General features: G+C 44.5%; 12 protein-coding genes. 10 read left to right on the top strand and 2 right to left on the bottom strand.

The genetic code is table 11. The features are described 5' to 3' along the window. Window positions 1–285: 285 nt before the first annotated feature. The 7 genes from prlC to K5L93_RS08260 all read left to right on the top strand — a co-directional run bounded on the left by prlC (window position 286) and on the right by K5L93_RS08260 (window position 8,994). A complete protein-coding gene (gene prlC / locus K5L93_RS08290; protein WP_220719273.1) occupies window positions 286–2,319 on the top strand; it encodes an oligopeptidase A in 2,034 nt (677 codons plus the stop codon). Window positions 2,320–2,437: 118 nt separating this feature from the next. After that, window positions 2,438–3,523 (top strand): mechanosensitive ion channel family protein, encoded by a 1,086-nt coding sequence (locus K5L93_RS08285; protein WP_220719272.1) that lies wholly within the window; start codon window positions 2,438–2,440, stop codon window positions 3,521–3,523. 499 nt (window positions 3,524–4,022) lie between these two features. Next, entirely contained in the window at window positions 4,023–5,141 is a 1,119-nt protein-coding gene (locus K5L93_RS08280; protein WP_220719271.1) for a branched-chain amino acid ABC transporter substrate-binding protein, read from the top strand. A 176-nt stretch (window positions 5,142–5,317) separates the two neighbouring features. After that, entirely contained in the window at window positions 5,318–6,244 is a 927-nt protein-coding gene (livH, locus tag K5L93_RS08275; protein ID WP_220719270.1) for a high-affinity branched-chain amino acid ABC transporter permease LivH, read from the top strand. Further along, window positions 6,241–7,512 carry a high-affinity branched-chain amino acid ABC transporter permease LivM gene (locus K5L93_RS08270; protein WP_220719269.1) on the top strand — a complete coding sequence of 424 codons (1,272 nt, stop codon included), beginning with the start codon at window positions 6,241–6,243 and terminating at the stop codon, window positions 7,510–7,512. The genes livH and K5L93_RS08270 overlap by 4 nt, the downstream gene beginning before the upstream one ends. Further along, window positions 7,509–8,273, top strand: a complete 765-nt coding sequence (livG, locus tag K5L93_RS08265) for a high-affinity branched-chain amino acid ABC transporter ATP-binding protein LivG (protein WP_220719268.1) — start codon at window positions 7,509–7,511, stop codon at window positions 8,271–8,273. The genes K5L93_RS08270 and livG overlap by 4 nt, the downstream gene beginning before the upstream one ends. A 19-nt stretch (window positions 8,274–8,292) precedes the next feature. After that, window positions 8,293–8,994 carry an ATP-binding cassette domain-containing protein gene (locus K5L93_RS08260; RefSeq protein WP_016399754.1) on the top strand — a complete coding sequence of 234 codons (702 nt, stop codon included), beginning with the start codon at window positions 8,293–8,295 and terminating at the stop codon, window positions 8,992–8,994. Window positions 8,995–9,039: 45 nt separating this feature from the next. Here the strand turns inward: K5L93_RS08260 and K5L93_RS08255 are convergent, their stop codons facing one another. After that, window positions 9,040–10,350, bottom strand: coding sequence for an IS4 family transposase (locus K5L93_RS08255; RefSeq protein ID WP_220719267.1), 1,311 nt, complete (start codon window positions 10,348–10,350; stop codon window positions 9,040–9,042). A gap of 167 nt (window positions 10,351–10,517) precedes the next feature. Here K5L93_RS08255 and K5L93_RS08250 point away from each other — a divergent pair, with 167 nt between their 5' ends. From K5L93_RS08250 to glpG, 3 genes are all read left to right on the top strand, one after another. Continuing rightward, on the top strand, window positions 10,518–11,552 hold the full coding sequence (locus K5L93_RS08250; protein WP_220719266.1) for an IS110 family RNA-guided transposase: 1,035 nt from the start codon (window positions 10,518–10,520) through the stop codon (window positions 11,550–11,552). A 576-nt stretch (window positions 11,553–12,128) separates the two neighbouring features. Further along, window positions 12,129–12,455, top strand: a complete 327-nt coding sequence (gene glpE / locus K5L93_RS08245; RefSeq protein WP_220721481.1) for a thiosulfate sulfurtransferase GlpE — start codon at window positions 12,129–12,131, stop codon at window positions 12,453–12,455. Further along, window positions 12,452–13,300, top strand: coding sequence for a rhomboid family intramembrane serine protease GlpG (glpG, locus tag K5L93_RS08240; protein ID WP_246615018.1), 849 nt, complete (start codon window positions 12,452–12,454; stop codon window positions 13,298–13,300). The genes glpE and glpG overlap by 4 nt, the downstream gene beginning before the upstream one ends. A 67-nt stretch (window positions 13,301–13,367) precedes the next feature. On the opposite strand, the gene K5L93_RS08235 is transcribed toward glpG, so the two are convergent. Then, a complete protein-coding gene (locus K5L93_RS08235) occupies window positions 13,368–13,769 on the bottom strand; it encodes a flagellar basal body-associated protein FliL (RefSeq protein WP_220719265.1) in 402 nt (133 codons plus the stop codon). Window positions 13,770–14,008 lie beyond the last annotated feature (239 nt).

The raw sequence follows: 14,008 nt of genomic DNA, 5'->3' as shown, positions 1-14,008 counted from the left end.
TGATCTTTCGAGCTGATTTTTGCAGCTGTTCGTGGATTATTTATACAAGGCAGAGGCTTTGAAGTGTAGCTAGCCTACAGGAGAAGCCGATAACGCAGTAGAAATGAACCACAAACGCTGCCCGAAGGGTTCGGCTAAAATCGTTTTATGCTTTGTTAAGGCGGATTTGCTTAGAATAACTAAGCTACACACTTCTTGTCGCGCCTAAAACGATTTTATCTCGAACAAAATTTAACCGCGAAAGGTCAACAGACCCAAGCATTTCTCAATCTTTAAGGATCCCCTATGAGTAACCCTTTACTTGATTTACCTGGATTACCTCCGTTTAGCAAAATTAAACCTGAACATGTGCAGCCTGCAGTAGAGCAAGTGATTGAGGAATGCCGCACCACCATTGATGAGGTGCTTCAGCACGAGACTCCAACTTGGCAAAACTTTATCTTGCCTTTGGATGAAGTGAATGACCGTTTAAGCCGTTTGTGGTCACCAGTGAGCCACTGTAACTCGGTGGTAAATAGCCCAGAGTTGCGCGAAGCTTATGAAGCGTGTTTACCGCTATTGTCTGAATACAGCACCTTTGTAGGCCAACATAAAGGTTTGTATCAAGCCTACAAACAACTCGCCGATAGCGATGCATTTGCCAGTTATAATCTAGCCCAACAAAAATCGATTAGTGACGCGCTGCGTGACTTTGAATTGTCGGGCATTGGCTTAGAAGCCGAGCAGCAAAGCCGTTATGGTGAGATTGTGAAGCGCTTGTCTGAACTGTCTTCGCAATTTTCTAACAATGTATTAGATGCCACTTTAGCTTGGCAAAAACAGATTAGCGATGTAAATGACCTCGCCGGTCTGCCAGAGTCTGCTTTAGCTGCCGCTAAACAAGCCGCAGAAGCCAAAGAACTTGATGGCTACTTACTAACCTTAGAGTTTCCAAGTTACTTGCCGGTGATGACCTATGCCGACAGCCGTGAGCTGCGTGAAGAAATGTACCGCGCTTTTAGCACCCGCGCCTCGGAGCAAGCAAGTACCGAAGAAAAATTCGATAACACCGCGATTATTGATGAAGAACTAGAGCTGCGTAGCGAGCTAGCAAAACTGCTGGGTTTTGATAGTTACGCTGATAAATCGTTAGCCACTAAAATGGCTGAGTCACCCTCTCAAGTATTAGGCTTTTTGAATGACCTTGCTGCGCGTTCTAAACCGCAAGCTGAGCGCGAGTTAGCCGAGCTAGAAGCCTTTGCCAAAGAGCAGCATAATGTATCTGACTTAGCTGCTTGGGATATGGCTTATTACTCTGAGAAACTAAAACAACATACTTACGCTATTTCTGATGAACAGTTACGCCCTTACTTCCCAGAAGACAAGGTACTTGGCGGTTTGTTCGAAGTGGTTAAACGCCTATTTAAGGTCGAGGTAAGCGAGAAGCAAAACGTAGATACTTGGCATTCTGACGTACGCTTTTTTGAAATTAGCGATCAAAGTGGAGAGTTGCGCGGCTCGTTCTATCTAGATTTATATGCCCGCGAACATAAACGTGGCGGCGCTTGGATGGATGGTTGTATCGACCGTCGTGTCGACGCCAAGGGTGAACTGATTAAACCCGTTGCTTACTTAACCTGTAACTTCAATAAACCGATAGGTGATAAACCAGCGCTATTCACTCACGATGAAGTGATTACCTTGTTCCACGAGTTTGGTCACGGTATTCACCATATGTTGACTAAGGTGGATGAAGCAGCGGTTTCTGGTATTAACGGTGTGGCTTGGGATGCTGTAGAGCTACCTAGCCAGTTTTTAGAAAACTGGTGTTGGCAAAGTGATGCTTTGGCCTTTATTTCTGGCCATTACGAAACGGGTGAGCCACTGCCACAAGCCTTGTTAGATAAAATGTTAGCGGCTCGCAACTTCCAATCGGCGATGACCATGGTGCGCCAATTAGAGTTTTCGTTATTTGACTTCCGCTTACACCACGAGCCAGCCAATGGCCGCAGTGTATTAGATCTATTAAACGAAGTGCGTGCACAGGTATCGGTAATTAAGCCTCCTAGCTTTAACCGCTTTCAGAATAGCTTTAGCCATATTTTTGCTGGTGGTTACAGTGCGGGTTACTACAGCTACAAATGGGCTGAAGTATTGTCGGCTGATGCCTTCTCTAAATTTGAGGATGAAGGTATTTTCAACCCTGAAACTGGCGCGCATTTCTTGAGCAATATTCTTGAGAAAGGTGGCTCGCAAGAACCTATGGAGCTGTTTAAAGCTTTTAGGGGGCGCGAGCCGAAAGTTGATGCTTTGTTGCGTCATTCTGGAATTGCCGCCTAATCTTGCAGGTAAAAGATCAGTTAAAACGCGGCTAAGGCCGCGTTTTGTTTATTAAGTCTCGTATAGACTTTTTTCAAAAGCGAGTACTTATAGAGTTATCAAGTAAAGAGATGGATTAATGTTTGAAGAATTTGCCCAGTGGTTAGAGCAGGAGCAAGCTCAGTTAGCCACGTCTAATTGGTTATTTGATGTATTTGTGGTGTTAAGCATCACCCTGGTGGCCTTTTTGGTTTGGCGTATTTTAGCCTCACGCATGAGCCGCCTAACCGAGAAAACCAAAACCGTATGGGACGACGCTATTTGGTTTTCACTTTGGAAACCGATTAACTGGATGATTGCGGTAGTGGGTTTGTCATTAGTGGCGGTGGCCTTTGCTAATGCCTTGGAGTCAGACTTTAAGCCTTACATTCCCATTATTCGCCAAGTGCTAGTGGTGTTTATGGTGGCTTGGGCGGCCATGCGCTTTGTGCGCAGAGCCGAAGAGCAGTTGATAGTGGTGGGTAAAGATAAAACCACCGTGCAGGCATTGGCAAAGTTATGCCGTGCAGCTGTAATCATTTTGTTTTTATTAGCGGTGTTTCAAACTTTAGGCTTTAGTATTTCTGGTGTATTAGCCTTTGGCGGTATGGGCGGATTAATTGTTGGTATGGCCGCCAAAGACCTATTGGCTAACTTTTTTGGTGCGCTGTTGGTCTACTTTGATAAACCTTTTAAAGTGGGGGATTGGATCCGCTCGCCCGATCGCAGTATAGAAGGCACGGTTGAAAACATAGGCTGGCGAGTGACTAAAATTCGCACCTTCGACAAACGGCCTTTGTACGTGCCTAACTCTATATTTTCTAGCATTGCCGTGGAAAACCCCAGTCGAATGAGCCATCGGCGAATCAAAGAAACCATTGGTATTCGTTATGATGACGCGAGCAAGATGAGTAAGGTAGTGGCTGAAGTAGAGCAAATGTTACGTAACCATCCCGAGATAGATACTAGCCAAACCTTGATGGTAAATTTTGACAGCTTTAATGCTTCGTCACTGGACTTCTTTATCTACACCTTTACTAAAACCACCAACTGGGTGAAATATCACGAAGTGAAGCAAGATGTGTTGAATAAGATCGTAGAGATTGTGGAAGCTAACGGTGCCGAGTTTGCCTTCCCTACTCGTACTCTTCATTTAAATTCTAGCCCGGTAGATTTAGAAGCATAATCAAGATAGCAGAAACAGCAGCTGTGCTGTTTCTGCTAACGTTGATATTTGTCTATTAATCCTTGCATATTTATTCTTTGTTTGAGCGTAAAACATCAAAAAGTTACTGGTGATACCAGCCTATTCTTATGGCTTTAGGCCAAATGGCTTTATTTTTATCCTGTAAAATTTAATTTAACCTTATCAAAATTTAGTAATTCAGCAGAGCAGTAGCATATTTGAGATAAATAAGGTTTAAATTTTGAAATTAGATCTGTTTGTAGTTCAATAGTTTGGTTGGGCGAGATTTTTTACTGCATGTGATCGGTGTATTGTTTTTTGTATAGGCAAATAAGTTGTTAAATCACTATGTGACAGAGTCGGCAGCGTAAAGCTGACTTGTGAAACACCACAAACTTAGGGTAAAACAACAGCCACTGGGGTGAAATCTGCATTATGGTTTAATGCGGCACTTCTGCAAACACACTCAATATAACAAAAAGCTAACATGGAGTTATCAATGACTAAATGGACAAAATCAGCTTCAGGGCTAGCAGTTTCGCTAGCTCTATTCGGCGCTGCTACTTTCGCACAAGCAGCAGACACAATTAAAGTGGCAATTGCTGGTCCAGTAACTGGTCCAGTGGCGCAATACGGTGACATGCAATTTGCCGGTGGTGGTATTGCGGTAGAGCTGCTTAACCAAGCTGGCGCACTGTCTGGCAAGCAAATTGAAGCAGTAGTTTACGATGATGCTTGTGAGCCAAAACAGGCCGTGGCCGTAGCTAACAAAATCATTAACGATGGTGTTAAATACGTAATTGGTCACCTTTGTTCAGGTGCAACTCAGCCTGCGTCAGACGTATATGAAGATGAAGGTGTATTGATGATCACACCAGCTTCTACTAATCCAGATATCACCACTCGTGATTACCAACTTGTTTTTCGTACTATTGGTTTAGACAGCGACCAAGGTCCAACGGCTGCTCGTTACATTATCGAAAAGGTTAAGCCGCAGCGCGTAGCGGTTATCCACGATAAGCAACAATATGGAGAAGGTATTGCTACTTCTGTGAAAAATGAGCTAGAAGCTGCTGGCACTAAAGTGGTGGCTTTTGAAGGTGTAACAGCTGGCGATAAAGATTTTTCTGCGCTTATTTCTAAGCTGAATAAAGAGAAGGTTGATTTTGTTTACTACGGTGGTTACCACCCTGAGCTAGGCGCGATTTTGCGTCAGTCTGCTGAAAAGGGGCTAGAAGCAACCTTCATGGGGCCTGAAGGTGTAGGTAATAAAGACATTTCTGCGATTGCTGGTGCAGCTTCAGAAGGTTTATTGGTTACGCTTCCTAAGAAATACGACTTAGATCCTGCCAATAAACCAGTGGTAGATGCTCTAGTTAAAAATGGCGACGATCCTACTGGTCCATTCGTATGGACGGCCTTTGCTGCCATGCAAAGTATTGTTGCTGGCGTAAATGCCGCGGGTGATGATCCAGAAGCTGTAGCCGAATTCCTACGTAATAACACCGTTGAAACGGTTATGGGCCCCCTACAATGGGACGCTAAAGGCGATCTTAAAGGCTTCGACTTTGGTGTATTCACTTGGCACGCTGACGGTTCTTCTTCAGCAGCTAAGTAAGCGCGTAATACCACACCGGCTAGCGATAAGTTAGTCGGTGTTTCTGTTTTTAAGACACTAAATATACCAAACAAGATAAGTCAGCTGGGTAACAAGGTTATCAGCGGTTTGGGCCGCAACACTGAATACACTTACTTGCCGGTATAGGTGGCGTTGGCCACTAGATTGGGGCAGTTATGTCTGAGCAATTTTTCTATTTCTTTCAGCAGCTAGTTAATGGTTTAACCATTGGTAGCACCTACGCACTTATCGCCATTGGTTACACCATGGTGTACGGCATTATTGGCATGATTAACTTCGCGCATGGTGAAGTGTATATGATCGGTAGTTACGTGGCGTTTATTGTGTTAGCTGCATTGGCCTTAATGGGCCTAGATTCCTTACCTATTTTGTTATTTGGTGCGTTTGCAATAAGCATCATTATTACCAGCGCCTATGGCTGGACCATTGAAAAGGTCGCTTACCGGCCGGTACGCGGCGGTAATCGCCTAATTGCGCTCATTTCGGCCATTGGTATGTCTATCTTCTTGCAGAACTTGGTGCGACTGTCGCAGGGTAGCCGAGACATTGCTATGCCCAGTTTAATTACTGGCGGTTGGACATTTGGTCCAGAAGACGGCTTTAACCTAACTATTTCCTACATGCAGTTAGTTATTTTTGTAGTGACCTTTGTCACTATGATTGCACTAACCACCTTTATTACTCACTCGCGCATGGGACGTGCCTGTCGCGCTTGTTCTGAAGATATCGGCATGGCCAATTTGTTGGGTATCGATACCAATAAAGTTATCTCTCTCACCTTTGTTATTGGTGCTGCATTGGCCGCAGTAGCGGGTGTGCTATTGGGTATTTATTACGGTGTAATTAACCCTTACATTGGCTTTATGGCAGGCTTAAAAGCCTTTACTGCAGCGGTATTGGGCGGCATTGGTTCTATTCCTGGCGCAGTGGTAGGTGGTTTGTTGTTAGGCATTACCGAGGCAATTACCGCAGGTTACTTTAGTACGGAATACAAAGACGTGGTGTCGTTTGGTCTATTGTGTTTTGTATTGTTATTTATGCCTACAGGTTTGTTAGGTAAGCCGGAGGTTGAGAAAGTATGAGTAAGCTCAATCTCTCTGGTGCATTAATTTCTACCATCACTTTTATGCTGTTGGCCGGCTGGCTATTGGGCATTCGTATGGAGCCAAGCAGCAGTGGCTTAAACTTGGCTTTGGCCGATGAAGCTCATCTAAAATGGTTATTCATTGGCATGGCGGCAGTATTTGTTAGCCAGTTACTTCATCCGCTGTTATTTAAGAAAAAAATCGGAAAAGCCCCAAGCAAGGGTTTTAACTTTAAACTTCCTAGTCCTGAGCAAAACCCAAAGGCTTATCGCTTGCTGGTGTCCTTTGCCTTGGCTGGCGCAATTATTTGGCCCTTTATGGTAAGCCGCGGCTCGGTGGATTTGGCCACACTCACGCTTATTTACGTGATGCTAGGCTTGGGCCTAAATGTGGTGGTTGGCTTAGCCGGCTTACTGGATTTAGGTTATGTAGGCTTTTATGCGGTAGGTGCATACACTTATGCGCTGCTAAGTGCCGATGGCTTTGGTTTTTGGGTTTGTTTGCCTATTGCTGGTGCTATGGCGGCCTTGTTTGGCTTTTTATTGGGGTTCCCAGTATTGCGCCTACGGGGTGATTACTTAGCTATTGTAACGCTAGGTTTTGGTGAAATTATTCGCCTACTGCTGAATAACTTAACTCACCTTACCGGTGGCCCAAACGGGATCAGTGGTATTCCTAAGCCTACCTTGTTTGGTTTGGAGTTTAACCGCCGCCTGAAAGGCGAGGGTTTTGATACCTTCCACAACTTTTTTGGTATTAGCTACAACTCGCAATACAAAGTGATTTTCTTGTATCTAATGGCCTTGTTATTGGTGGTGCTAACGGTAATTGTGATTAACCGTTTATTAAGAATGCCAATTGGCCGCGCATGGGAAGCACTGCGTGAGGACGAAATTGCCTGTCGCTCATTAGGCTTAAACCCTACTGTAGTTAAGTTGAGTGCCTTTACTATTGGTGCTGCGTTTGCGGGTTTTGCCGGTAGCTTTTTTGCTGCACGTCAGGGCTTTATTAGCCCCGAATCTTTCACCTTTATTGAATCGGCAATTATTTTGGCGATTGTGGTACTGGGCGGCATGGGCTCGCAAATTGGTGTTGTTTTGGCGGCAATTATTATGACGGTATTGCCAGAGATGGCGCGCGAATTTAATGAATATCGCATGTTGATGTTTGGTTTGATGATGGTATTTATGATGGTTTGGCGACCACAGGGCTTATTGCCAATGTCTCGTCCTCATATTGAGTTAAAAGAGGAGGCCAAGGCATGAGTGCTTTATTAGATGTAAACGGCCTTACCATGCGTTTTGGTGGCTTATTGGCGGTAAACAATGTTGCCCTTAAGTTAAACGAGAAAGAAGTGGTGTCGGTAATTGGCCCAAATGGGGCGGGTAAAACCACAGTATTTAACTGTTTAACCGGTTTCTACCAACCCACGGCTGGACAAATACTTTATCGCGGTGAAGCACTGCAAGGTTTAGCGGGGCACCAAATTGCCCGTAAAGGCATAGTGCGTACCTTCCAGCATGTTCGTTTGTTTAAAGATATGAGTGTGGTTGAAAACTTATTGGTAGCACAGCACCGCCATTTAAATACCAACTTCTTAGCAGGCTTATTAAAAACGCCAAGTTTTAAAAAGAGTGAGGCGGATGCCTTAGCCTTTGCTGAATATTGGCTTGATAAGGTTGATCTAAAAGAGTTTGCCAATCGCAAAGCGGGTAATTTGGCTTATGGTCAGCAGCGCCGCTTAGAGATTGCTCGTTGCATGGTAACACGTCCAGAAATTTTGATGCTTGATGAGCCTGCCGCTGGTTTAAACCCTAAGGAAACCGACGATCTAGATCGCTTGATTATGGACTTGCGTGACAAGGAAAATGTATCGGTATTGCTGATTGAGCACGATATGAAGTTGGTGATGGGCATATCAGATCGTATTTACGTGGTTAACCAAGGCTGTCCTTTAGCCAACGGTACGCCAGAAGAAATTCGCAATAACCCCGAGGTGATTAAAGCCTACTTGGGCGAGTTTTAGGCTGAGGTAGAAAATAACAATGTTAGAGTTAAAAAATGTTTCAACCCACTACGGCCCAATTCAAGCTCTGCACGATGTAAGTGTAAAAGTGAACCAAGGCGAGATTGTCAGTTTAATTGGTGCCAATGGCGCCGGTAAAACCACTTTGCTAATGACTTTGTGTGGCGACCCGCGAGCCAGCAGTGGCCAAGTTTTGTTTGACGGTAAAGACATTACCAATAGCCAAACTCACGACATTATGCGTGGCGACATTGCTGTGGTACCAGAGGGCCGCCGAATTTTCTCGCGTTTAACCGTTGAAGAAAACCTGCACATGGGCGCGTTTTTTGCCACTAAGCAAGAAACTGCAGAGCGTATTGAAGAAGTATATAGCTTGTTCCCGCGTTTGTTAGAACGGGTGAGTCAGCGTGCGGGTACTATGTCTGGTGGTGAGCAACAAATGTTAGCCATTGGCCGCGCCTTAATGAGCAACCCTCGTTTGCTGCTATTAGATGAGCCTTCGCTTGGTTTAGCGCCAATTATCATTCAGCAGATTTTTGATATTGTGGAGCAGTTGCGCCAACGTGGAATGACGGTGTTTTTAGTAGAACAGAATGCTAACCAAGCGTTACGCTTAGCCGACCGCGGTTATGTTCTGGAAAATGGCAGGATTGTTCTTGAAGACACAGGTGATAACTTGCTGGTGAACGAGGATGTGCGTAAAGCCTATCTTGGCGCTTAATCCTTTTCCAGAACTAATTTAAGCAAGCTTCGGCTTCAATGCCGTTCACTTAAGGTGAACGGCATTTTTGTTTCTAGCGTATCGCTGCAGTCTGGGCTTTACGCATCTTGGAAAGGTTCGTTCTCGCCTTGGCGGAAGAATGAGGCTTTCTGCCATCCCATAAAAATGCTTGAGCTGCCGAGGAATTGCCCCTGGGCTGGAATAAGGCAGTCCTACCAATAACCTCATGACATGCGCTAACGCGCCATTGAAACTCAGCTGGTAAGGTAAGTAGCTCCCTTTCAACACAAAGCACATTTCAACCATTTGATACCGTATCAAATTATAGCTCAGCAAAATGCCCCATAGCTCTTGGCGCACCAGCTCCGGTTTACGGCTTCTGAGTGTCAAACGCCTTCCCAACATAAACTGTTTTTGCTCTCGGTATCCCAGTTCGATTTCCCAACGGTGTCCATACAATGAACCAATATCTGCTGCTGGAAAGCGCATCGGGTCAATCATGGAGGTGAGTACCTCAAATGTCTTGCCATTGATTTTGCGGGTCACGAGACGAGCAGTCATCGTTTCGGATAGTTCTGGCCATAACTTACGCGCTCTAGGATTACTAGTAAGGGTGACAAGTTTATCGTTACGCCCAAAGCTTCTCTGCACGGTATATTGAGTGTTTTTCTTTAATGGCAGAAGCCAGTGGCGCTCTGTACCTGCACTCTGCCAAGCATGCAGTAACCCCATCGAATAAAAGCCACGGTCGAACATCGTTAGGCTATGGTCTGGCGTATCTTTAATCAGCTTTTCGGCTAACACCATTTCGTTGACGTTGTAGTCGTCGAAAGCACTGGCGGTGATGAGATGTGTGCTTAACTCCATCTGACACACCATGCGCACTTGTGGGTATTGTGTGCCTTTAGGTCGAGAAAATGCATCGCTGTTCTCTTTAGAATCATCAGTACGCCAAGTGACACCATCAACACCGAGTAATGTTAAACCATTCCAGTGAGCGAAGTTGGCTTGTTGGCACCAGCGCTTTGACATGAGTTGAAAGACATCGTGTATCGCTTGTTCGCCTAGCTGTTTACGCCGTTGCGTGAGTGCACTTGGCGCAACGAAAGGCTTACCTTCACGGTCAACAATATCGAGCTGATTCACGATATTGGCTATCGATTTGTCATTATAAAGCGCCATTCCAACAAGCAACCAGACCAGTGACTCAAGCGACAGTTTGCGTTTTCTCAGCGTAACCGTATCGGACAAAGCATAGGCATCATTAATGAGCTCAAGGGGTAACAAATCAGCCAGTGTTTCAATTTGATTGGGCTTCCAGTCATTGATGATGTTGAGTGCTTGTGAGACGTCCATAAACGAAAAAATCCGATGCCATTAATAACATCGGATTTTGCTATACCTAGAAAGATCGTCAATGGATCTGTCTTAACTGATCGGCATTAAAGCTTCGGCTTTAATTAGATGGTCCGCCTCACCTCTAAGCTAGTCTTAGAGTTTGGCAAACAAAGAGGCGAACCATCATGTCTACAATTAAAGTTCTTGGTATCGATTTAGGCAAATCATCTTTTCACGTGATAGGCCGTGATTATTCTGATAATCAAGTTATCCGCAAAAAGTTTTCTCGTTCAGCCTTAATTCACTATCTTCACCAATTAACGCCCTGCACCATTGCTTTCGAAGCTTGTGGCGGTGCGCATTGGCTTGGCAGACAATGTGAGTTAATGGGACATAAAGTGAGATTAATCCCTCCGCAATATGTAAAGCCCTTCGTTAAAAGTAATAAGAATGACTTCATTGATGCAGAAGCCATATGTGAAGCATCAATAAGACCTAATATGCGCTTTGTCAGTGTAAAGTCAGAAGAAGCTCAAGTTATTTCAGCGATTCATAAAGCTAGACGCGGCTATATCAAAGACCGAACAGCCTGCATGTCCCGCATCGGTTCATTACTTCTGGAGTTTGGTATTGCTCTTCCTACAGGCCATAGCGTGATGAAGCAACTGTTCAACTGGCTTGCTCAGCAAAGGCGGGAGCTGCCAATGTTACTGATGCAAGAGCTTATGGAGCTGCATGAGTATTATCTATTTCTCAATGGCAACATAGAGAAACAAGATAAAAAGCTAAAGCAACTGGTTGAAACGAACGCGATAGGTCAGCTCCTAAAAACCATACCGGGTATTGGAGATATGACAGCCAGTCTTTGTCTTGCCAACATCGGCAGTGCTACAGATTTTAAAAGCGGTAGAAACATGGCTGCGTGGTTAGGACTCGTTCCAGGGCAACACTCAACAGGTGGTAAGCCCAAATTATTAGGGATAAGCAAGCGAGGAAATAAAGCACTTCGAACCTTGTTTATCCATGCCGCCAGAGCGGTGATGTCGAGACCGGATAAGACGGGGAAGGTTTATGGCGAGTGGCTAATAAACTTGCGAGCGACCAAGCCATTCAATGTTGTTACAGTTGCATTGGCGAATAAGCTTGCCCGAATAGCCTGGGCGGTCATGAAGACGAAACAAGCATTTAACAGCAAGGCGTTAACACCGAGTTTGCAATGAAGAAGAGAGATGACGAAAACGGTAGAACCACTGGATTAAAACCTGACATAAAAAACAGCTTATAAAAGCTTTCGGCTTTTTTGAGGATAATCCAGCGCGGAACTCATCGTGGAGCGGGTGGCGAGAGCGTCTAATTAGACTCCGAATACATTAGCGCATAACCAACCCCGTTATCGAAATTTATCATTGCAATAACGAGGCGGACCATACATTTTTTATGCTTACAGCTAGGGTCTGTTGATCTTTGCTGATGGATTTTGCAGCAATTTATTAGCCATTTAGGCAAGGCTGTGTGTGTGCAGTTAAGTGGTCTTAATAATCACTCGCTAACGCTGAATAAATGGCTAAGAAATGCTGCCTGAAGGGTTCGGATAAGCGAATTTTACTCTTTGTTAAGCACTTCTTGCTTAGCCCACTAGGCTTCTAAGTGCTCGCCGCGATTAAAGCCCGCTTATCTTGAACAAAATTTCAACACCAAAGTTCAACAGACCCTAGTAATCTCCCTATGGTTTGTGGCTTTTTCTTTGCCCTTAAACCAGTTAAAGTGAAACAAAAATTACCGCGGTGAAAAAGATGATGGAACAGTTTGAACAAATTGATGTAAATGGCGCTCAGCAAAAGCTCGCTTCAGGGGGCGCGGTATTGCTAGATATGCGCGACCCGCAGTCTTTTTCTCAAGCTCATCCCGTTAATGCATTTCATTTAAGCGATGGCAGTTTAAATCAGCTTATTTCGGAAACCGAGTTTGATACGCCACTTATCGTAATGTGTTACCACGGTATTTCTAGCCAAGGTGCTGCACAATATTTAATTCACCAAGGCTTTGAAGAAGTATATAGTCTGCAAGGTGGCTTTGAAGCCTGGCGTCAAGTCGCACCAGTTGAATCAGGTGATGCTGAGTGAAGCAATTAATCGTAATGGGCAACCCTAGAGTCGCTCAAGCTTTTGTAGATTATATGGCAGTGCTAAAAATTGAGTGCCAATTGGCACCAGCTGATCAAGGTGTGGCGGTTTTCTTAATTGATGAGCAACACCTTGATAAAGCTGAATACGAACTCAAGCAGTTTATTGAAAACCCTAATGATGAAAAATACTTAGCCGCTTCTTGGACTGTGGCCGATAGCCGTAAAGCTAAATTCTCTTATGGCGGAAAGGGCTTAGTTAAAAGTGCTTTTTTTGCGCATGCTGGTCCAGTTACTTTGGCGGTGTTACTGATTTCCGCCGTGGTTTATTTGCTGATGAACATTGGCTTTGAGCGCTATTTGATGCTTAATCTCACCATTCCACCGCAGCTAAGCATGTTAGCCTCAGATCAGTTTTGGCGAGTGATAACACCTATTTTTTTGCACTTTTCGGTTATCCATATTGTCTTTAATGGCTTGTGGTGGTGGCAGTTGGGGGGAGAAATTGAACGCCAGCTGGGTAGCTCTAAATTATTACTAATTACGCTTGTAGCAGCGGTTATTCCTAATGTGGCACAGCTACTAGCAACCGGCCCTTACTTTGGTGGTTTGTCGGGAGTAGTGTACGCCTTACTGGGATATTGTTGGTTTACCGGTTGGTTGCGCCCGCAGGCTGGCTTACAGCTTAGCCCGGCAATTGTTGGCTTTATGTTAGTCTGGCTGGTCATTGGCTTTATGGATGTGGTGGGGCCTTCTACCGCTAACTTGGCTCACTTATTTGGTTTGTTTGTAGGTTGCGCTCAGGCCTTGTTAGATAAATTTTTCGACAAGCACCAGCCTAATTAACGTTAGCTATTAATAAGCAAAAAGCCCATCATCGATGGGCTTTTTTAGTTTTATCTATCAATTAACTTTATTGGTATAAGTACTTAGTGAACAGCAATTTACTCACTAATTTTTTACCGGTTTCTTGAACTAATAAATCATTTACCGCTTCTTGGCATAACATGCGAATTTCTTCGCGGCCTTTTAATGACTTTATATCTTCTTCACGTTGGTGGCCCAGTATTTCGATAATCGCGTCGCGAATGAGTGGAGCATGGTGCTCTATACTGCTTAAGGCACTTTGGTTCTCAACCATTACTTCAGCACTAATACGCACGTAACCGAGTTTTTTGCCTGTGCTAATGTAATTAGTAATGATATCGGGTTCGAAGCCAAAATATGCATAACTAGAGGTTCCTGCCTCTTGGCTGGAGGCTAACGAGGAGAAGAATAAGCTGCAACATAACAGCAAGCTGTGAACAAATTTCATGCGACGGTGTATTTCCTTGGTAGTCCTAGCTTTATTGTTTCTGTTAGCGGGCACTAGGTCAAGCTGGTGATGGAAAATAATACAAGACTTGTTAGCCAAGTGACTCAGTGTATGAGCTTAACCAAAGTGCATTTATTGATAACCGGTGTCTGAATCAGTACGGCATCCATACAAAGGAGAGTTTACTTTAAACTGCAGTTTACTGGATAATGCCTGTCTAATTCTTTGCAATGTGATCG

Source organism: Agarivorans litoreus, assembly GCF_019649015.1.
GTDB lineage: Bacteria > Pseudomonadota > Gammaproteobacteria > Enterobacterales > Celerinatantimonadaceae > Agarivorans > Agarivorans litoreus.
The sequence above is the reverse complement of the archived record's forward strand: the minus strand, read 5'-3'. Positions and strand labels throughout refer to the sequence as shown.